Below are 20,565 nucleotides of genomic sequence, written 5' to 3' on the forward strand. Positions count from 1 at the left end.
GAATAGATGCAAATGATCAAGATTTTAATGGCAACGCCAGGCTGCATAAAGCTAGCCATAATGGTAACACTAAAACAGTTAAGCTCTTATTGAAGCTTAAGGTAAACATTAATGCTGTTACTAAATGTAACAGAACTCCCTTGCTACTGGCAGTTAAAAAAGGCCATACAAAAATTGTGAAAATGTTATTGGAAGTTAGAGCCAATATGAACATTTGTGAGCAACAAGGTTTTGCACCTCTACATCTTGCTGTTCAAAAGGATTATTTTGATATAGCTCAGCTGTTAACAGAAAAAGGTGCAGACCTTAACATTAAGTGTAATAACGGTCATACCGCAATAGATATATTCATTAGCAAGGCTCATAGCAAAAAAAACATCGAAGAAAATTACAAAAAATTTTGTAGATTTTTGATGCTTTACCTGAAAGAGCTACATAGTAAACACAAAGCCTGTTGTATACTTTCAACCCTAGCTCTAAGCTTAACAATTATAGGCTTACCATTTATTTTTAAGCCTATTATTAAATATAGAGAAAGAAGTAAAATATATAAAAAAACTAAGGCTATGCTGGAAAACTTACTCTACATTTAAGTACAAGAGGGGCGTACAAAAAAACATATATAGCTATACCGCCACGGCGCTAACGAGTAGCGGAATGACGAGTTACTATACCGCCGCGAACCGTCATACCGTCACGGTATCTCTAGATCCCGCTAACACGTAGCGGGATGACGGTTTTTCAAATCGTCGGTAAATCTAAGTCAGTTTAGCTATAGCCAGTGTAGGTCAAGCTAATATATGACAATTATCTGCTCGATGAAAACGAAATTAAATACATTTTTAATATTTTTATAGAAATCTATTAGTATAGATCTATATGCTGTTCTAATGGCTATTTTTAAATGCTTAATACTCCTCTTCATTATTTCTTGCACACACCTGCCTACTAAGCAACATCTCACTAATATAGGCAACGAAGATCATCATGATATAGGTGAGCACGATTATTCGTTGCAGCAATACAACACCTCTTTGGAGATTAATGAACCGGCAATACCAGAAATTATGCCTTTACCAATAGAGTTTCCCGATCTCACAATCAGTAATCAGCTTATTTCTATTAATGTTAGTGAAGAAGTATCAGTAAAAGATTTGCTGATTGAGATAGGAAAACTTTCTGACGTTAACTTGGATATAGACCCAAAAATATCAGGTAATATTATTTTAAAGCTAAAAGATAAGAATATAAATGAAGTAATTCAGAGTATAGCAAATAGCGCCAAATTGCGTTACTCAACAAGCAATGGTGTAATTAGAATTGAGCAGGACTTGCCATACGCGCAAAATTATTACGCAGACTTCATTAATATTCAACATTCTGCTCAAAGCAGTTTCGTCATTAGTAACAATATTACTAACAGTGATGGAAGTCACACTGATAGGGACTATAACAATGTTATGAAGTCTCAATACAGTAGTGACTTATGGAATTCATTAGAAAAAGGCTTGAATGCAATAATGGATGTTAACGGGGTGGATGATGGCGAATTCCTTTCATCCAACAGAGAAGCTGGTGTTATTATTTTGAATGCTAGAAAAGATATCCATAAAGCTGTTGAAGAATATATTAATAAGGTTAAGAAATTAGCGTCTTCTCAAGTAATGATAGAGGCAAAAATAGTTGAAGTTGTGTTAGATGACAAATATCTTTCTGGTATAAACTTAAATGACTTACGCGATGGAACTAAGTCTATAATAAATCAAGATAACTCCATTATTAACCTAGCAATGAACTTTGGTGCGAGTGATCTAGGAGATTTAGTAAGAAATTTAGACAAATTTGGCACTTCAACTGTAATTTCAAGCCCCAGAGTACATGCTATAAATAATCAGCAAGCGATGATTTCATTTACTAAAAACCATATTTATTTTACTTCCGACATACAAAAAGATACTAGAAATTCTAATCAGACCTTAATTACCAAGATGAATAGTGTTCCAATAGGTGTTGTGCTAATAATCCACCCAAGCATTAACATTGATACTAGTGAAATATTCATGGATATACATCCAACTTTATCAAGAATTAACGGCTACATTAAAGATCCAGATATAGAGTACATCGCACAGCAGAGTAAAATGAAATTAAATAGCGACATTCCAATTGTTGAAATCAGAGAAATGAACTCTATGTTAAAAATTAAGAGCGGTGAAATTATGGTAATCGGCGGGCTTATAGAACATAGGGAAGATAAGCAAAGCTTTAAAGCTACATTACATCAGAAGTCAAAAAGGCTAGCGAATAACATTAGAACAGTAGAAACTGTCATTTTTTTAAAAGCAACAATCGTACCAACATTTGGTTTGTTAGATAGAAAAGATAAGAATTTATATATATATTAAATCACTACTAAAAATTAAATATCAAACCAACTTCAATATTATGAGTGGATATGTCATCTGCAACAGGTATCGGAACGCTAAAGTAACGATAGCCGAGAAAGGTTTTGACTTCTGGGATTATTGAATAGTTAATACCAAGCTTTATTTGATAAGCAAACCAAGGAACATTAAGTGGCATTGAACTTTGGGGTGATCCATTAATTCTTTTTAATCTAAAAACTGTTGATCCTATACCAAGGCCGATGTATGGAGCAAATTGCGTATCCTGAAAGCTGGGATTATAATATAAGTTTAACAAAAACGCAAATATACTTGCTGATTTATCAAATACCAGAGGAGAATTACTATTTTCAATATTGGCTCTAGAATACATGGCTTCAAAATCAACTCGGCCATTTTCTCCAGCATAGTAACCTAAAGATATGCTGTTAACCCATTGGAAATCAATTTTACCATTAAATTCTTTTATGCTTTTAATTTCATTTGCCACTATATTTTTTATCATAAAACCATAATGACTTTCAACTAAAGTTAGGACTCTCTCCCCTATTGCCTTTATACCCTTTACAAATGTTTCTGAATTATCATGGTATACCTTACCACCGTTAGCACTAACATAAAAATCAAGTTTTTTTGATTTTTCTTTTGTAGGCTGCTCATTATCAGCTTGATCTGCAATACGTGACCACATATTTTTCTGATCAGCTACTTGGAGAATAGAAGGTTGTTCAGTAGGACTACTTTCAAGTTCTTGATATTTTAAATCATTTATTAGTATTTTTTTCTCAGTAACCTCTTCAGAATGCATTACATCTTCATTATTGTCCGTTTCTAGTTTTAAGAGTTGTACTTGCTCAATGTGTGTATTACTAATATAAGTAATAAAAAAATAGACACATGGAATGAAAATCAAAAATAAAGTAATAGATATTTTAGTTATCACAAATGAACCCATAATTATCATTTATAGTATAACTACTATATCATATATTTCTTTAATGTACAAAAATTAAGAAAGAATATTTCCAATTAGATAATTATTTTCCACTCCTTTAACATTAACTTTCACAATACTCTTGGCTTGAGCTTTTGATTCAAGCTTTACTAATGCAAAATTTTCTGTTCTACCGACATTATTTTGCTCAACCAGAACACTTTGTTCAGTGCCTATCAAAGATTGATAAAAGCTACTCATCATTTCTCTATTCATTTCTCTTAAATTTTTTACTCGTTCTTTACGCACATTCTCTGGTACTTGTGGCATTCGTGCAGCAGGTGTATTCTTCCGCTCTGAATATGGAAAAGCATGTAGGTAAACTATATTTGTTTTTTTCAGTAAATCAACTGTATCCTGAAACATTTCATCAGTTTCTGTTGGAAATCCAGCAATAATATCAGCGCCAAATGCTATATTAGGCCTCAAGCTCTTCATTTTATGACAAAATTCTATTACTTGTTCTCTGTTGTGACGACGCTTCATTCTCTTTAGTATTAAATTATTACCAGATTGTAGACTCAAATGTAAATGAGGCATAAGTCTTGACTCATTAGCTATTAAATCCATTAATTCGTCGTCAACTTCAGCAACATCGATAGAGGAAAGTCTTAGCCTCTTCAACTCTGGTATATCTTTTAAAACTCTCCTAATCATTGAACCAAGTGATGGCTTGGCAAACAAATCTGTACCAAAGTCAGTAATATCAACACCTGTAAACACTACTTCTTGATATCCATTTTCTACAAAGATCCTAATTTGCTCTATAATACTGTTTATTGGCACAGATTGATTATTCCCTCTTGCCTCAGTAATTGAGCAAAATGTGCAGCTATGATTACAACCATTTTGAATTTCAATAAATGCCCTTGATTTATCTTCAAATCCATTAATTAGAACAGGTTCTGATTTGTTTACTTGGTTATCACTGACTAAGATTTTATCGTCATTTAGTAAGTAATTTTCAGCTTTTAGCTTATCTTGATTACCGAGCACTTTACTTACACCAGGAATGCTACTGTAAACTTCTGGATCCAACTGAACAGCACAACCAACTACGATAATTTCTTTACTTGGGTCGTTTTTATAGATCTTACGTATTTTTTGCTTTACTTGGCGTTCTGCTTCGTTTGTCACTGCACAGCTATGTACCACAACAACATTTTTTCTTTCTGCTTTTTTTAATGCTTCTTTGATTAACTCACTCTCGTAAAAATTTAGACGACAACCAAATGTTATCACTTCATTCATGCTAGTATTTTTTAGACCTTACAATTTAAATTATATCACACATCCAAGCAAAGTCTCTTGCATGACCATTGTTTTGGTAGATAAATGCTATGCAAGCAGCAGACACTGGGATGGCTTTGTTGCATAGCAACGTAAGTTTTTTCCAGAGTAAATAATTTTATGCGACTATTTCAAATTTAGGCATACCAATTACGTTGCAAATATCATTTTATAAACCCGACTGTTTGTCTCAAACCTATTCTGAACAGATGGGTTATTATATGTATCAAAATTACCACTTTGTTGCTGTAAATATTGTTGCCACCCTGCATTTTGGCCCAATTTCATACCAATTTTCTATGGCTTCGTTGATATCATGAAAAATATTTCCTCTTTTTTCTAGAAACTTGTTATATTCGTTTTGGTTACTGACTCTCATTTTTTGTGGCATATTTATCCTTAAATCGTCATTTTATAATGAATTTAGTCAGTAATCACTAGTTTTTCTGAACGCTATGCAACAAAGCCACCCCAGTGTCATGCTACTTGAATGACAAGAAAAAACCCACTGGGATAACAAGATTGAGATAGACTAGAAATTAAACGCTACTCCAGCTTCTGCACCAACAGTGCTGTAAAGAACTTTGAGTTCCCCTTTGCCGTCTTTGTCAGTTTTATCAAAGTTAGCACCATAAGAACCGAAATAGTGAGCTCCAGCGTAAAGTTTGACTTCTGGAGTTACATCGTAACTAACACCAGCTCTTGCTTGACCAGCAAAAGCAAATTTACCATTTTGACTACTCACAGCAGTTGCCAAAGGTGTGCTAATATACGCTGCACCAACACCAACACCAACATATGGAGTGATAGGCATGTCTTCAATCGCTACATCGTAATAAACGTTAACTAATCCTGAAATTGCTGTTAAGCTTTCTGCAACTGTATCACCTACTACATCTGCATCTTTATTCAACCATGAGTAAAGTCCTTCAACGTCAACCCTGATGTCGTCCATTTTATAACCAAACGCACCACCGCCAGCTATAAAAGATGCTTTTAAGGGACTATTATTGTCTTTGCCTGATTTATGTGCAATACCATCAACTTTTGTGAAAAGAGGTAAAATTTCACCGTTGTATTGCAAACGAACGTAGTAGCTAGTTTCTTCATCACTTATTGGACCAACAGGATCTGAGAAAGCAGAGTTTGATAAACTTAGCAACGTTGCTAAAGCGGCTGCTGAAAAAAACTTTTTATAATGCATAATTGTCCTCGTAAAAAAAAATTAAAATTCCACTTTAGCAGTCTAAGTAACAACTAAAGTTAAGTCAAGTGCTAACTTAATAACACAAAATATTCTACATTTTAACTAATTTTTAGGAGAAGACAAAGATTTTATTAATGAATAAATAGAGTTACACGACTTTTGATTTTTTGGTATAGCTAACATAGGTAAGATTTACTATCGAAAGACCTCGTCATTCCGCTGCTTGTTAGCGGATGAGATACCGTGACGGTATGACGTAGGACTGCTGTCATTCCGCCACGTGTTAGCGGGATCTAGAGATACCGTGACGGTATGACGTAGGACTTGCTGTCATTCCGCTACGTGTTAGCGGCTGAGATACCGCGAATGAATCGCGGTATGACGGTTAATTATTCCGCGCGGGATGACAAGAAAGGAGCAGCAGGATGACGCCTCACCATGTCATTCCAGTGCTTGACACTGGAATCTAGTCCTTATTATGCAGCCTACTTGACACGTTCATTAAAGTTAAGTTTCCTGGATCCAAGTAGTCAGGGCACTGGAATGACAGGGGAAGGTACTAGCCTGACAACCGTCATCCCGCTACGTGTTAGCGGGATCTAGAGATACCGTGACGGTATGACGTAGGACTGCTGTCATTTCGCCACGTGTTAGCGGCTGAGATACCGCGAATGAATCGCGGTATGACGGTTCATGGCAGCAGACGATAACCTCATCATCCCGCTACATGTTAGCGGATGAGATACCGCGAATGAACCGCGGTATGACGTAGGGCTGTGCTAGCTATAGGTGCATTATATGAAGAAGTACTGGCGTTAGAAATATTAAAAAAGAAATACTTACACTAAAAGAAACTTCAGTAGTAAATTCAAAAAGGAAGTTTAAACCCAGGTGGTAAACCCATCATACCTGCAAGATCAGAAGTTGCATTTGCCATATCTTCTTCTGCTTTTTTAACGGCATCATTAAACGCTGCTGTTACTAAATCCTCTACTATATCTTTTTCCTCATTTCTCATAAGTTCTAAGTCTATGTTCACCTTTTTAGCTTTATAGCTACCTATTTTTATGACTTCCACTAATACAGAAACTTTGCCACCACCAGAAATACCTTGAAACTCTTTCCCAACATATTTTTCTTGAGCTTCTGCAAGCTTTTTTTGCATCTCTTGCGCTTGTTTGATTATTTGACTAAAATCCACAACTTACTCCTTATTTTCTATATTAACTACTTTTGCACCTTTAAATGTATCAAGTATATCCTTAACTGCAGGTGCATAATTTAAATTACTCACTTCCCTATTTATATAACCCGTATCAACTGTAATAACCCACTCCTGCTGAGTCACCTGGTTTAAGTAATTTTTTAAATCATTGCAAAAATTACTATCCAACTTAGATACAGCTTTTAATTTTAAATATCCAGGTTTACAATCTATTAATTGTAGATTATTACACAGTTGTTTGTAAAGATAAATTTGGTTACTCCGCCTTAATAGTTGCAAAACTTTGTCAAAATCATAATTTTGTTGCTGTTCATTTCCTATACTATGCGTATTTCCCTGCTGTGCATTCTGCGAAAGAATTTTTTTGACCACTTGTTCCGGAGAAGGCAGATCAGAAAGATAACAGAGGCTAATTAACATCATTTCAGCAGCAACATCGTTGCATGTTGAAGTTTTTATATCTTGAATACCTTTAAGCAACACCTTCCACAATCTCGAAAAAAATATTAAAGACTTCTTTATACTTAAATCTTTTATCCTGTTCTTTTCATACTCTGTAACTGCATTATCAATTTCTTTTGTAATCAAAAAACGGCATACTAACTGAATTGTTTGCAATAGACCTTCAAAAATACTAAGTGGGTTTGCTGTTTTTATTGCCTTGTCAAACACTGATAGAGCTTTCTGTAAATCACCTTCTAATATTGCTCCTAATAGATCGAATATAATATCTTTATCCACTAGGCCAAGTATGTCTATCACATTTTTAGTGGATATTGCACCATCTTTGCTATATAGCACTGCTTGATTCATCAAAAACAAGGCGTTACGCATTGAATTTCCAGAATGTCGTGCAATTAACTCTAATGCCCCCTTTTCAATGGAATAACTCTCTTTTTGTGCAACATCATTTAAACGTTCTACTATTTTAGCTACAGGAATGTTGTGTAAATCAAATCTTTGACAACGTGCAATAATAGTTATTGGTATCTTTTTTATTTCTGTAGTTGCTAAAATGAATTTTACACTAGAGGGTGGCTCTTCTAGGGTTTTAAGTAATGCGTTAAATGCACTGCTGGATAACATGTGTACTTCATCTATAATGTAGACTTTGAATTTAGAGCTTATAGGTGAATAGCAAATATCTCCCAGGATTACTTTAACATCGTCAATGCTAGTGTGACTTGCTGCATCAATTTCAATCACATCTGGATGGCTTGAATTTTTTATTGCTAGACAATTTTCACATGATCCGCAAGGTTCAAAAATTGGCCCCAGGGAACAATTCAAACATAAAGCTATTATCCTTGCAGTGGTGGTTTTACCAACTCCACTACTACCAGAGAGCAGTATAGACTGTGGGATTTTGTTTAAAATAAAAGCATTTTCTAATACACGCACTAATATATCTTGACCTACTAGATCTTTAAAGCTACTAGGACGATGTTTTAATGCTATATTCATAGCCTCTGATAAAACAAATAAGAAATAGGTATGCAACCCAAAAAGGTTCTGATATGGCTGCTTCATTTCTGATCTGACCAAATTACAGAGTTTTTGCCTGCATACCTTATAAAATATTATACTTTTTTTTTTATTTAGCAAGGTATATCCTATATTAGTCTTATAATTTATATGTTAGACCTTTTGCAACATTACTTTGGAGTAAACAACTGTTACCTAAAATACTCTTCTCTTGTCATTCCAACTTGGATCCAGAGAAAAAAGATGTGGATTTCAGTGTCACACACTGGAATAACAACCTATAGGTACTGGGATAACAAAAGAGGAATATTATGATTTTATATCATTTTCCTCTTTGTCCATTTTCACGAAAAGTTAGAACTTTTCTAAAAGAAAAAAAATTAGGCTGCGATCTAGTGTATGAAAATCCGTGGGAAAAACGGAATGAATTTATGGAGATCAATCCAACTGGGCAAGTACCAGTATTAATAGATAATAACTTTGTAATAGCGGATAGTAATGCCATTTGTGAATATATAGAAGAGACTTACAATAGCGACGTCAAATTACTTGGTTCATCCACTATTATTAAGTCTAAAATACGCGCTCTAATCAATTGGTTCGACAACAAATTTTACAATGAAGTTACTAAGTATATTATGAATGAAAAAGTAATTACTAACCGCAGCCCTGACTCTAGATTTCTTCATGCAGCTCAGCATAACCTGCCTTGCCATATGGAATACATCGAACACTTAATTAACAAGAACGTTTGGCTTGCAACTGATAAGTTCACTTTGGCTGATATTGCTTTAGCATCGCATATTTCCGTAATGGATTATATAAGTAGTTTTCCATGGGAAAAAAGTAAAATTTTAAAAGAATGGTACTCCATTGTTAAATCAAAGCCTTGTTTTCGTGAGATATTATTAGAGAGAGTTTCCGGTTTAACCCCTCCTAAACATTACGCTGACCTTGATTTTTAACTTATGTTAGCTTTAAAGCTACAGTCATTCCTTCATCAGTTGGAATCAATATAGAGAAATATTTCTTTTCATCTGATAATCTATTATTAAACTCCCTCATAGCATGCCATGATTTTTCTGATACTTCTTTTGGAGGCGATTCTAAAAATACTGTATTAAATAATAGAGTGTTATCTGCAACGATTAGCCCATCTTGTTTAATGTATGACTCTGCCCAATCTAAATACTTAGGATAACTACTTTTGTCAGCATCGATGAATATCATGTCAAATGGTGCCTTTGCTGATAATTCATTAATTTTTTCCAGTGCATCACCTTCTATTAGAGTAATTTTATCACTTAGATTAAAAGCACTAAAATTTTTTTTTGCTATTCTTGAGTGTTGAGGATTATTTTCTATTGTATATATATGACCGTCTTTCAGTAGAGCTTTTGCCATGCAAATCGACGAATAACCGTATAACGTGCCAATCTCAACAATACTTTTGATTTTATGGATTTTTATAAATAAACTTAATAGCTTTCCTTCTTCAGGGCCAATCTGAATATGTTGCTTTTTTTCAAGAATACAATATTCTTCTATTTTTTTATATTCTTTTGCAAATAGATTTCTTATATATGATAATTTTATACTAAAATTATTACGCATTACGTTTTATATTATAAATTAGGGAAGCTTAATTCATACACAGTTTATAAATATAATAATATAGTTTAAAATAATAAAAACATTTATTTTAAGTTATTATTTCATAGTATAAAATTTTAAGTGACAAAAATTATTATATATCGTACTATGGTTAACTAGTATAATAAACAATCGATTATTATACTAGAATTAAAGGGATTGTTTATGCGCATTTCTCTTTTTAAAATATAATTTTTATAATCAATTAGAGGGGGTTATATGTCTTATACTATTGCTAGTGAAGTTGAAACGTTAAACAAAAAATCTAACAAGAATGAAGGGGTTATGTTACTACATAATCCAGCTTATCGTGAAAAGTATAAAGAACGTTTTAATGAAGCTCAGAGAAAAGTTATGGATATGGTTCAGTTTTATGATGGGACAATAGTATTAATAGAGAATAAAATCGCTATGTATTACTACACTTGGCACAGTAAAAAAAGAGAGTTTGAGCGTAAAAAACAACAAACAGTAGTGAAAAACAATGACTCAGCATAGAGTCTTTTATATGGTAAGCTACAGTGGTATTACTTCACTATAGCTTTTCCATATAATTTATCTATCACATCAGTAAGATATTTCAGCTCTTTATACCCTTCATGTTTAACTTTATTATGCTCTATATATGACTTACCATCATCGTTAAGCTTGATGAAAAATATTGGAGTGGCTGTGATACCAAGTTTATTGATTGCCAGTGATTTATCATTTACGATTTTATCCATAATTTTCTTATCATTAATGCATTGGTTAAATGCATCTTGCTTTAAGTTGCTTAGTGCAGCAATTCTTTGTAGTAAAGTCAAATCACTTAAATTGTAGTAATTCCACGAATCTATTGAGTTAAAAACAGCTTTGTTAAAATTAAAGTAGTCTTCTTGTTTTTCGTAGCAATGACTTAGCATTGCAGCCTTTAGCCCTCTGTAATCCAAAGGAAAATGACGAAATATATATAACATCTTACCTGTGTCTATATATTTCTCTTTAATTTTAGGAAAAACATTCTTATGAAAAAGAGAGCAGTGATAGCAAGTTAATGAAGCATATTCTATCATTAGAATTGGTGCTTTTGGATCTCCTAATAATTTATCATCAGGTAATAGTGATAGTAACTCCTTTGATGTTATTTCATTAGTTTCTTTTTGAATATGTTGGTTACTGGATTTAACAACTGCATAAGAATTAACACTCATAAGAATTAGTAAAAACAATAGTCTGAAAATCATTACAATACAAACACTTAACTTACTAAAAAAATTACATATTTATATTAATAATGTCAAGATAACTTTTGTTTAGCAAGGCTTTCAGCCCTATCTTTAAATGCAGCAATTATTTTACTCTGTGTATATTTATATACTGAGTTTAATAAAGTGGAAAATGAGTTGGACTTAAACTTAAACTCTATATAAAACTTTACCATAGTTTTATTTTCATCTATGGGAATGAATTGCCATTCATTGTATAGATGTTTAAATATTCCATTTGATGATACAGCTTTTATCCAACCTTCATTTGTTCCACTTGGAGAAAGAAAGGTTACTTCTGATGTGTACTTTCCTTTAATTCCATGAAAAACTGCGAGAAGATCCACAACCATTTGGTTGTCAATTTTTTCTTTTATATAAACGGCTTTGCACCAAGGAACAAAATCAGGATACCTTTCAACATCAATTACAATTTGGAGTACTTCATTAGGCGAACATAGGAAGGTACCTTGTTCTCTGCATTGATGAAGCATAAATTTAGTACCAATCAAAAAAGGATCCGTATCTATCGTCAGCCTTAGTAGATTCCTGAGACCTGAAGTTAAGGTGGGCATCGCATATTAGTTTCAACGAAACCAGCAGAGGCAATTCCCTTCTCTAGAAATTATCGCTCGGGAAATTTAACTTAACTCATAACGCATAGCACAGACCCTTACTTGAATTATAGATGATTTACACAGGGCATGTCTATAGGTATATTAAAGTCAGCGATTATTATTTAATCTTTATTAAATTTTGCATTTTAAGTATTATAGTTTATCTTATGAACATTACTAAAGTTTTAATCATTATTGTTTTTATTGCAATTTCTTCAAGAGCTTACACTAGTTGTACAGATCACAAAATTTTTGTGCATACTATGAAGCAACAAGTGGATGGTATATCTACAAAAGGAAATAGAAAAAACCTAGGGCATGTACACGAAAAGCTTCAGGAGGTCATTCAGAATAATGTTAACCTCAAAGGAATATCGCAATTCGTTATAGGAAAACATTGGGCTTTAGTTAAACAAAAAGAAAAAGAAGATTTTTTAAGAGAGTATGAAGTGTATCTTACGCGTTTGTGCGTTAAAATTTTATATAAATACATGCATGATAGTGAAATGATCATAATGAGTACAAAAGCAGTTGACGATGAAACTTGCTTAATTGGTACAAGATTTTCTTACGGTGATGAAGAATTTACAAATATTGATTTTAAAGTTACTAAAAATAACAGTTCTTTCTTGATAAGTGATGTTGTAATGAGTGGAATAAGTATTGCTATTAATCAACGTTCTCAATTTAGTGAAAAAATCGACACGCATGGCATAGCAAGCGTTATAGCTGAATTAAAATGCAATAACAATCCATGATATATATGCCTCATTGGCCTAAACCGCTTGGTAGTAGACCAAAGGATTTTTCTCTTGATCGCATAAAAAGCTTTCTAAATAAATTGGACAATCCTGAGAAAAAAATGCCTCCCGTAATTTATATAGCTGGGACTAACGGGAAAGGCTCAACACTAGCATTTATAAGATATATAATGCAAGCAGCAGGGTATAAGGTCCATGCATACACTTCTCCACATTTGGTGAATTTTAATGAAAGAATAGTTATTGCAGGCAGTTATATCGACGATAATGAATTATATAGCTTATTAGAAGAATGCCGTGCCGTGATTGCAGAACAACCTATCACTCTGTTTGAAGCTGCAACTATTGCAGCTTTTTTAGCTTTTTCTCGTCATAAAGCCGATATTACTTTAGTTGAAGTAGGTATGGGCGGAAGACTTGATGCAACAAATGTTATAGATAGTCCGATTTTAACAATAATTACTTCCATTGCCCTTGATCATACAGAATATCTTGGCCCTACTGTAGAAATTATAGCAGGTGAAAAGGCTGGAATAATGAAACCTAATGTTCCTTGCGTAATAGCACCACAAGAAAAGTCTGTGATGAGTACACTAGAATTCCATGCAATAAATAAGAAATCTCCTCTATATAGAGGAGGTCTTGAATGGAATTGCAAAAAAAAGAACAACAAAATGGTTTTCCAATCAGCTATTCAATCAATAGAATTTCCTTTGCCATCTCTGAAGGGTGAACACCAAATAATCAATGCAGGAAACGCCATTGCAGCATGTAGTATTTTAAGTGGAAAATATGGATTTGATATTGGAGAAGAGGATATCACTTCAGGTTTACAGCGTACCTACTGGCCTGCACGACTAGAGCTAATAAAAGAGGGTAATTTAATTTCCCTACTACCGAAAGATTGGCAATTATTTTTAGATGGTGCGCACAATAATGACGGTGCTAGAGTGCTATCTCAGTGGGTAAAAGATAATTTTGCTGAAGGTATCTATATAATTTTTGGTGTTACTCGTAACAGAAATGTGGCAGAGTTCTTAGAGCACTTAAAGCCATATATCAAGCTACTATGTGCGGTTTGTGTTAAGTCTGAACCTAAAGCAACAAATACAAATTTGATTAGGGAAAAAGCCAATAACATAGGAATAAAAGCAGTTGAATGTGAATCAATTGGCGATGCAATATCAAATCACATATTAAAAGCCTCTATCCAAAACATCAAAACCATACTAATCTGTGGCTCATTGTTCCTAGCTAGAGACTTCGCTATGGAGAATAACTAACTTTGATGATATGTGAGCATTAACTGACCGATGTGGAAATAACTTTGATTGCTCATAGTACTGCTTGGTTGTTCGTCATCAACTTCTACAAGTGGACCATCACCTTTAAATTGCTCCTCAATTGAATTTATAGTCGTCTTTTTGAGAATATAATTACTTGCAGCATTGAAAACAGGTGAAGTAACAATTAAAAGCTTGAATGGTAATGAAAGTAATAAGCCGGATAACATCATAGAGTTAGTTATACCAAAGCCGTTGGCAACTAAATCTAATCCCACACCGAAAAACATTAAAGATGTACAGATTATGTTGCTCAAAATAAATGAATTTTTTAGCCACTTTAATTTAGTCCTATCACTCTTTGAAAAATTTTCGCATTCTTGGTCAAAGTAAAACAATAATAAAATATTAGTCTGATTATTAAACTCTTTTCCATTTCTAGTATAAATGCTCTTGATAGCTGAACTCAAAATAAATCCTGCTAACAAGGGAGCAAGAAAACCTACTGCTATTGGTACATTACAAGAAATACCATTAATGATTAAAAATGCAATTGATGTGAAGAATACTAAAAGACTTCCTAAGAGATGTGAATAAGAAGAATATTTTGAATAAGCAGTTACATTATTGTTAATTGACTGCTGCTTATTATAGAGTTTATTTCTGTGCTTATCATCTAAGTATTTTTGCAATTCTTCATAACTGCGACTTCACAACTTACCGCGTAATTCTTTTATTAAATTATTTCTTTTATTGAGACCTTTCTCCAACGGCTCTATTATAAATTCTTCAAAAAATGGCTTATTTAATGCAATAACCTTAAATTTCTCCTCCGCTTCTTTATTGTTTGGGTTTTTATCTGGGTGATATTTTAACGATAATTTACGATATTGTTCACTAAACTTTTTATTAATATTCTCAATGCCAGAATTTACCACATCCTTCTTCTGAATACCAAACATTAAAAACAACCGCTTAAAAGCGTGATACTCATTTTCATTCAAAATCTTTCTAGCCATATTACACCTACAAATTAACTAACTATTAATGTTCTATAATATACATATTTCCAAACTATGTCAATTATTTCATAAATATCTCTGGTAAAAATTATTTCTGTTATGACTAGCATGATAAGTGTATGAAGCGACTAAAATTGTCATTACAGCGCTTAGTGTACGACAGTGCTCCAACATTTAGGGTTGCAGTTTACTTGTAAGCAAGCAAACTGAGTTGGTGAGTATAAAAGTATAGCTTCTACGTCATAACGCCGCGGTATCTCTAGATCCCGCTAACAAGTAGCGGGATGACGAGATGCCACCGCGAACCGTCATACCGCGATTCATTCGCGGTATCTCTTAGCCGCTAACAAGCAGCGGAATGATGAATTTGTCGTCATGCTGCCGCGAACCGTCATACCGCCGCGGTATCTCAGCCGCTAACAAGTAGCGGGATGACGGTTGTCGTTTAGCTATAAATATTTAAGAAATTTACCAAACGAAAAAAAAGGCAAAGAAACCCCGTGGTAATTAGTGTTCACTCCCTAATCCTGCAAATTGGCGTACTATACTGTCTTAAACGACTTATAAGCGCGTTTCAGCTTATATAGGCAAAAACCTAGAAATGTTGTGAAGACATAGGATGCACATAGTGCAAAAAATTAAAAATAAGACGCCAACTACGTTGTTTTTTTGCTGTTTAATCTGCACAGATGAAGATAACTGAATACCTTCAGTACCATGATAAGAGGGCTGGCGGAGTTTGTCAAGGAATTTTTTCGTTTCTATGTTGTCAGCTACTTGGATTTGCCACCTGTTAATTACAACGTTCGTACAGATGTATGCTTGACATAGGATCCAGAAAATTTAGTTATATATAGGAAAATCTGATTTGACTACACCAACTCACGTTCAGCAAAAAAGAAAGCTATCTCCTTACGAGCATTTTCTAGACTATCCGAGCCGTGAACTCTATTTTCACTAATGTCATCAGCAAAATCACCCCTGATTGTACCTTTATCTGCCTGCTTTGGATCGGTAGCTCCCATGATTTGTCTGTATTTACTTACTGCATTTTCACCAACTAAAACTTGAACTATCACAGAACCAGAAGTCATAAACTCTACCAATTCCCCAAAAAAAGACCTATCTTTATGAATTTCATAAAACAGCTCTGCTTGTTTTTTTGTCAGTAACATCATTTTTTGTGCTATAATTTTGAGCCCAGAGCTTTCAATGTATGAATTTATCTTGCCTGTAATATTATTTTTTACTGCATCAGGTTTTAATATCGAAAGTGTTCTCTCAATTGCCATATTATCTCCTTATATAAAATAGTATATTTATAGATTTATTTTATTGTAAATTTTGATTTGATAAAAGCAGTTTTTTATTTATAGTTAAGAATAAACCATCAAGGGAGTATTGTATGCATACTTGTTGTAAAAAAACTAATGAAAAACCTGAATCTACTACCAAACAACTGGTTGAAACTGAATCTACTGCTAAAAAATTGGTCAATAACTTGAAATCGTCAATTTTTTGTGGAGCAAAAGGGTTTTTAACTTTTAATTTGGCTTTTTTAAGTTATTTAGAATATGGTATGTGTGACCATATTCTACAAAAGCAAGGAAAAAGTAATAATCAATACACGGAGCTAAAAAAAGGCGCTGCCTTTGCAATGAAAAGAAACACTATTCCATTTCTTGAAATGGCTATCATAGTGCCATTTGTTTGTTTTGCGCTGCCAGCTATGGTAGGTAGTATAAGTCTTATGCAGTGTGCGCTTATATGTGCTGCATTGATGGTTACAACATGCTTTTTTGTAAGAACTTTTCACGTGCGTGAGTGGTCACTAGAAAAATGGACCAAACATAGTACACAAGAAATAGATGGGCAATTTAAGAAAGATACTATAAAATTTCCTATCTTTGATCAAAATAGAAAGCATATTGAGTATAATTCGCCTAACTCAGGGCGACCACTGGATGAAACAAGTAGCACCTCTCTTTTCGTTAAAGTTTTACTTTTTCCCCTCAAGGTTCTTCTGAATGTCCTGCAAAGTTGTATAATGCTATCTTTAGCTGCTGTTGAACTTCTTGAAACGGTACCAAGTCTTTTTGTCGATACATTTTTCGATTGGAACTTCACATCCACCAAGAGTAACCTGAAGAGATCAGGCCACTTATTGTATGCCAGTGTAAGAAATTTAGTGCCTATAACTAAATTTGATGAGTGTGTAGCTAATTTTATAGGCACCCCAGAAGTAACTTGTTGTAGTAGTGCGTAGGTGAAAAAGGCAGTTATCTTATTTAATCTTGGCGGGCCTGATTCACTAAATGCGGTCCGTCCTTTTTTATTCAACCTTTTTTATGACAGGAGAATAATCAATCTACCGAATCCCTTTCGGTTTCTTTTAGTAAAGTTTATATCTGCGAAACGAGAAAATACTGCACGAAAAATATACGAGGAAATCGGAGGTAAATCGCCAATTCTGGAGAATACAAAAATGCAAGCTAATGCTTTAGAACTAAAATTAAATGAAGATAGAAACCATGTACACAAGGTATTCATTTGCATGCGCTATTGGCATCCATTTGCTGACGAAGTTGTTAAAAGTGTAAAACAGTTTGATCCTGATGAAGTAATTTTGCTGCCACTATACCCTCAATATTCAACTACCACAACCTTGTCATCCATCGAAAATTGGCAAAAAAATGCTAAAAAGCATGGCCTAAAATGCAATACAAAAATAATTCATCATTATTATGACAATGAAAACTTTATTGAGGCTCATACTAACTTGATAGCCAAGTACTACAAATTAGCCAGCAGGATTGGTAAGCCAAGAGTCCTATTTTCAGCTCATAGCTTGCCCCTTAGCGTTATTAAAAAAGGCGACCCTTACGCTTCACAGGTAGAAAGAAGCGTAGAGTTAATAGTAGAAAAGTTAGCTATCAATAACTTAGATTGGTCAATATGTTATCAGAGTAAGATTGGTCCTGTAAAATGGCTAGAGCCAAGCACTGAAAGTGAGCTATCACGTACAAAAGCTGATGGTGTACCTGTAGTTTTATCACCTATATCTTTTGTTTCTGAGCATTCAGAAACTCTAGTTGAACTTGATATAGAATATAAAGCAATTATCAAGGATGGATATTATTTTCGCGTACCAACTCTCAGTATTGATTCCTTGTTTATAAAATGCTTAGCCGATTTATGCATAAATCACCCTTAAAGTCCTGATTTATAGGGCTTTTCTTCAAGGCTTTTATGTGATGGAATAAAAGGGAGTTATTATTTTGTTAACTATTTCATGCCAAACAAGCTAAAAAAGAAATCTAACATACTCGCACAAAAGGTGCATGATATTTATGATCATGATTTCAGGAAGGTAATCTGCATCACAACAGGTTTAACAGCCCTATTGTGTAAGATTTCACTGCAATTTTGCTGCGAGTTCATTGACAATAATAGATCCAATATCTTTCTTATACGGAATGTTGCTCGACTAGTAAAGTTTCCGACATCTATTCTATATATTGCCCATTCTGCATTTACTCTACAGGATCTAATTAAGGATTACAGAAACCCTGAGAGTAAAAAAGAGCTGGCAAAAGTTGTGGGTAAATCGGCTAATCTTGCAAGCAGCATCATAGAAGCATTGATGATGTTGAAAGTCATCCATTTTTTTACTAGGGGTAATGGAGACGTAATAAGTCACATTCACTTAACATCAACGATCCTATTTCTGTTTATTTCAGAACCTATAAGCTACTATTATTCATGGAGAAAATACCTAGATAATAAGGATCCTGAAAAGTCTGCTAAGTGTAAGAAGGACCTTATTATCAGCACATTAACTTTGTCATTAGGTTTGTTAAACTTCATATTAAAAAGAATGGAGACTGCAACCATACCAATAAACTTAGGTAATGGTATAATCTATAATTTCAACTTAAGCGTAACAGTTAGCATAATATATAGTGCAGTATTTCTGGCAGTTCAGCTTGACAAATTGTTTCAACAACCTGTCAATGATGATCCTTCCACTGAACTTGATAATGCTGGCCATAACCATATTCAGCCCGGTAATGATGATAATGATCTGCCCGATGGCAACGCTGTGGGAATGTAAGGGTTAGAGGTGAAAAGATTTTATTTCTACTGCCAACGCTAGTACTGCTAATTTGCCAACAATACTCCAAAGTGACAGAATTTTACCTTCCACAACCTGGCTAACATCATGAAACTCACAGTCAGTGGCATTCAAGCTAGAATATACATCTTTCCTGCTATTACATCGGTATAAGTAACATGTTGGAGTATCTCCTATATAGTATATCAGCGGTTCTGCAGAACTGCTTTTAAATATGTCAATGGTTGGTACACCTTCTTGTATAATAACGCTATTGATTGCTATTCCTTCTTTTATCTTTTTCATTTTATGACGCTTTTTTTTATTGAGATTTAATATTTCCTCTCCACTTGTTGCTGTTATAATGCCCATCCCATATGTGCCATTGCTTGCTTTGATAAAAACGTAAGGTTGTGTTTTTATTTCATATTCCTCATACTTTTTTTGCACTAGAGATAATATTTGGTCAACTTTAGTCGCTACTGCTCCTAGTGATGAATCATCATTAAAGTCAACTCCATTACAGCTTTCTGTAAGCACAGAAATAAGCCATGGGTCCATTTTAAATTCGCTACAAAATTCGGACGCTAATTCTTGATAGATTTCAAAATACTTAAATTTCTGTCTGCTATGCCAACCGTATAGTGGGCTTGGTACTATATCTTGCTTTACGTCTTTTAGCGTGTCTGGAATGTGGCTCGTCATATCACGATTCAGTATAATAACATCAGGCACAAATCCTGAAGTTGTCTTTAGCAGAGAGTTTTCTTTCACGATAGTTTCATATGGTTCTATTAAATTATATGCTTCGTTGTGAAAGAGGCCAATTCTAGTTTCAAAACCTGCGAGCTGCAGTACTTTCTCTATAACAAATACGTTTTCTATATACATTTTATTTCGTGTGTAATTCTCCGGTATTATAAGAGTCTTTTTATATTGTTTTGTTTCAAAATAACTTTTTATTAGTTTTGCTGCTGTTGCTCTTGATGTCTCACTTAGATTGTTGAACCCTGCAGGAAATAAATTAGCGTCCACTGGGGCAATTTTGTAGCTGGAGTTTCTAAGATCTATAGAGCTATAAAATGGCAATGTAAGGCCGTTAAATTTTGCCTCAAACCAATTATTTATACTTTTTTCCAAATCTGGGTGAATTATGTTTTGCATCTACACTTTAAATGTTATAAGGAAGGTATTATATTATAAGCTATAATTAAACATATTTAGCAAATTTGACTAAAGATTAAAGTAAAGATTAAAGTATA

The 20,565-nt window shown here is 33.7% G+C and carries 22 protein-coding genes, 2 other RNA genes and 1 pseudogene; 10 read left to right on the plus strand and 15 right to left on the minus strand.

What is annotated here, in order from left to right; genetic code table 11:
• The first annotated feature begins 2 nt into the window (after nt 1-2).
• Nucleotides 3-593 carry an ankyrin repeat domain-containing protein gene (locus tag ABWU36_RS04395; protein WP_353273221.1) on the plus strand — a complete coding sequence of 197 codons (591 nt, stop codon included), beginning with the start codon at nt 3-5 and terminating at the stop codon, nt 591-593.
• Nucleotides 594-890: 297 nt separating this feature from the next.
• On the plus strand, nt 891-2,405 hold the full coding sequence (locus ABWU36_RS04400) for a secretion system protein (RefSeq protein ID WP_253309243.1): 1,515 nt from the start codon (nt 891-893) through the stop codon (nt 2,403-2,405).
• Between the two features lie 7 nt (nt 2,406-2,412).
• Here ABWU36_RS04400 and ABWU36_RS04405 read toward each other — a convergent pair whose 3' ends face one another.
• The 4 genes from ABWU36_RS04405 to ABWU36_RS04420 all read right to left on the minus strand — a co-directional run bounded on the left by ABWU36_RS04405 (nt 2,413) and on the right by ABWU36_RS04420 (nt 5,893).
• A complete protein-coding gene (locus ABWU36_RS04405) occupies nt 2,413-3,348 on the minus strand; it encodes a P44/Msp2 family outer membrane protein (RefSeq protein ID WP_353273056.1) in 936 nt (311 codons plus the stop codon).
• A gap of 66 nt (nt 3,349-3,414) precedes the next feature.
• Nucleotides 3,415-4,650, minus strand: coding sequence for a tRNA (N(6)-L-threonylcarbamoyladenosine(37)-C(2))-methylthiotransferase MtaB (gene mtaB, locus ABWU36_RS04410; protein ID WP_253309241.1), 1,236 nt, complete (start codon nt 4,648-4,650; stop codon nt 3,415-3,417).
• Between the two features lie 271 nt (nt 4,651-4,921).
• On the minus strand, nt 4,922-5,080 hold the full coding sequence (locus ABWU36_RS04415; protein ID WP_253309240.1) for a hypothetical protein: 159 nt from the start codon (nt 5,078-5,080) through the stop codon (nt 4,922-4,924).
• A 141-nt stretch (nt 5,081-5,221) separates the two neighbouring features.
• Entirely contained in the window at nt 5,222-5,893 is a 672-nt protein-coding gene (locus ABWU36_RS04420) for a P44/Msp2 family outer membrane protein (RefSeq protein WP_353273057.1), read from the minus strand.
• A 441-nt stretch (nt 5,894-6,334) separates the two neighbouring features.
• Between ABWU36_RS04420 and ABWU36_RS04425 the strand changes: the two genes are divergently transcribed.
• Complete coding sequence (locus tag ABWU36_RS04425) at nt 6,335-6,499, plus strand: hypothetical protein (protein ID WP_264687755.1); 165 nt, start codon at nt 6,335-6,337, stop codon at nt 6,497-6,499.
• A 265-nt stretch (nt 6,500-6,764) separates the two neighbouring features.
• On the opposite strand, the gene ABWU36_RS04430 is transcribed toward ABWU36_RS04425, so the two are convergent.
• From ABWU36_RS04430 to ffs, 3 genes are all read right to left on the minus strand, one after another.
• On the minus strand, nt 6,765-7,097 hold the full coding sequence (locus ABWU36_RS04430; RefSeq protein WP_353273058.1) for a YbaB/EbfC family nucleoid-associated protein: 333 nt from the start codon (nt 7,095-7,097) through the stop codon (nt 6,765-6,767).
• Nucleotides 7,098-7,100: 3 nt separating this feature from the next.
• Nucleotides 7,101-8,585, minus strand: a complete 1,485-nt coding sequence (dnaX, locus tag ABWU36_RS04435) for a DNA polymerase III subunit gamma/tau (RefSeq protein ID WP_265016627.1) — start codon at nt 8,583-8,585, stop codon at nt 7,101-7,103.
• 20 nt (nt 8,586-8,605) lie between these two features.
• Nucleotides 8,606-8,695, minus strand: an RNA gene (gene ffs / locus ABWU36_RS04440) — signal recognition particle sRNA small type.
• 222 nt (nt 8,696-8,917) lie between these two features.
• On the opposite strand from ffs, the gene ABWU36_RS04445 reads away from it, so the two are divergent.
• Nucleotides 8,918-9,571 carry a glutathione S-transferase family protein gene (locus ABWU36_RS04445; RefSeq protein WP_353273059.1) on the plus strand — a complete coding sequence of 218 codons (654 nt, stop codon included), beginning with the start codon at nt 8,918-8,920 and terminating at the stop codon, nt 9,569-9,571.
• 1 nt (nt 9,572) lies between these two features.
• Here ABWU36_RS04445 and ABWU36_RS04450 read toward each other — a convergent pair whose 3' ends face one another.
• Nucleotides 9,573-10,220, minus strand: a complete 648-nt coding sequence (locus ABWU36_RS04450; protein WP_253309236.1) for an O-methyltransferase — start codon at nt 10,218-10,220, stop codon at nt 9,573-9,575.
• A gap of 258 nt (nt 10,221-10,478) precedes the next feature.
• Between ABWU36_RS04450 and ABWU36_RS04455 the strand changes: the two genes are divergently transcribed.
• A complete protein-coding gene (locus ABWU36_RS04455) occupies nt 10,479-10,757 on the plus strand; it encodes a DUF2671 domain-containing protein (protein WP_253309235.1) in 279 nt (92 codons plus the stop codon).
• A 29-nt stretch (nt 10,758-10,786) separates the two neighbouring features.
• On the opposite strand, the gene ABWU36_RS04460 is transcribed toward ABWU36_RS04455, so the two are convergent.
• The 3 genes from ABWU36_RS04460 to ssrS form a co-directional block, all read right to left on the minus strand.
• Entirely contained in the window at nt 10,787-11,485 is a 699-nt protein-coding gene (locus tag ABWU36_RS04460) for a DsbA family protein (protein WP_253309234.1), read from the minus strand.
• 53 nt (nt 11,486-11,538) lie between these two features.
• Nucleotides 11,539-12,000: a type II toxin-antitoxin system RatA family toxin gene (locus ABWU36_RS04465; protein ID WP_353273060.1), complete on the minus strand. Its 462-nt coding sequence runs from the start codon at nt 11,998-12,000 to the stop codon at nt 11,539-11,541.
• Between the two features lie 19 nt (nt 12,001-12,019).
• Nucleotides 12,020-12,181, minus strand: a non-coding RNA gene (ssrS, locus tag ABWU36_RS04470) — 6S RNA.
• 109 nt (nt 12,182-12,290) lie between these two features.
• Between ssrS and ABWU36_RS04475 the strand changes: the two genes are divergently transcribed.
• A complete protein-coding gene (locus ABWU36_RS04475) occupies nt 12,291-12,881 on the plus strand; it encodes a phospholipid-binding protein MlaC (RefSeq protein ID WP_253309232.1) in 591 nt (196 codons plus the stop codon).
• Nucleotides 12,878-14,167, plus strand: coding sequence for a bifunctional folylpolyglutamate synthase/dihydrofolate synthase (locus ABWU36_RS04480; RefSeq protein WP_253309231.1), 1,290 nt, complete (start codon nt 12,878-12,880; stop codon nt 14,165-14,167). The genes ABWU36_RS04475 and ABWU36_RS04480 overlap by 4 nt, the downstream gene beginning before the upstream one ends.
• Here the strand turns inward: ABWU36_RS04480 and ABWU36_RS04485 are convergent.
• From ABWU36_RS04485 to ndk, 3 genes and pseudogenes are all read right to left on the minus strand, one after another.
• Nucleotides 14,164-14,859, minus strand: a complete 696-nt coding sequence (locus tag ABWU36_RS04485) for a J domain-containing protein (protein WP_353273061.1) — start codon at nt 14,857-14,859, stop codon at nt 14,164-14,166. The two genes, ABWU36_RS04480 and ABWU36_RS04485, sit on opposite strands and share 4 nt — an antisense overlap.
• Before the next feature lie 120 nt (nt 14,860-14,979).
• A pseudogene (locus tag ABWU36_RS06830) lies at nt 14,980-15,129 on the minus strand (DnaJ domain-containing protein); the annotation flags it as partial.
• Between the two features lie 932 nt (nt 15,130-16,061).
• Nucleotides 16,062-16,481 carry a nucleoside-diphosphate kinase gene (ndk, locus tag ABWU36_RS04495; protein WP_353273062.1) on the minus strand — a complete coding sequence of 140 codons (420 nt, stop codon included), beginning with the start codon at nt 16,479-16,481 and terminating at the stop codon, nt 16,062-16,064.
• A gap of 113 nt (nt 16,482-16,594) precedes the next feature.
• On the opposite strand from ndk, the gene ABWU36_RS04500 reads away from it, so the two are divergent.
• The 3 genes from ABWU36_RS04500 (at nt 16,595) to ABWU36_RS04510 (ending at nt 19,303) form a co-directional block, all read left to right on the plus strand.
• Nucleotides 16,595-17,455, plus strand: a complete 861-nt coding sequence (locus ABWU36_RS04500; protein WP_264687749.1) for a hypothetical protein — start codon at nt 16,595-16,597, stop codon at nt 17,453-17,455.
• A complete protein-coding gene (hemH, locus tag ABWU36_RS04505) occupies nt 17,456-18,403 on the plus strand; it encodes a ferrochelatase (RefSeq protein ID WP_353273063.1) in 948 nt (315 codons plus the stop codon).
• Between the two features lie 78 nt (nt 18,404-18,481).
• Entirely contained in the window at nt 18,482-19,303 is an 822-nt protein-coding gene (locus ABWU36_RS04510) for a hypothetical protein (protein ID WP_253309226.1), read from the plus strand.
• 3 nt (nt 19,304-19,306) lie between these two features.
• Here the strand turns inward: ABWU36_RS04510 and gshA are convergent, their stop codons facing one another.
• Nucleotides 19,307-20,467 carry a glutamate--cysteine ligase gene (gene gshA, locus ABWU36_RS04515; protein ID WP_253309225.1) on the minus strand — a complete coding sequence of 387 codons (1,161 nt, stop codon included), beginning with the start codon at nt 20,465-20,467 and terminating at the stop codon, nt 19,307-19,309.
• Nucleotides 20,468-20,565 lie beyond the last annotated feature (98 nt).

Origin of the sequence: Wolbachia endosymbiont (group A) of Portevinia maculata (assembly GCF_964028525.1) — a bacterium.
GTDB lineage: Bacteria > Pseudomonadota > Alphaproteobacteria > Rickettsiales > Anaplasmataceae > Wolbachia.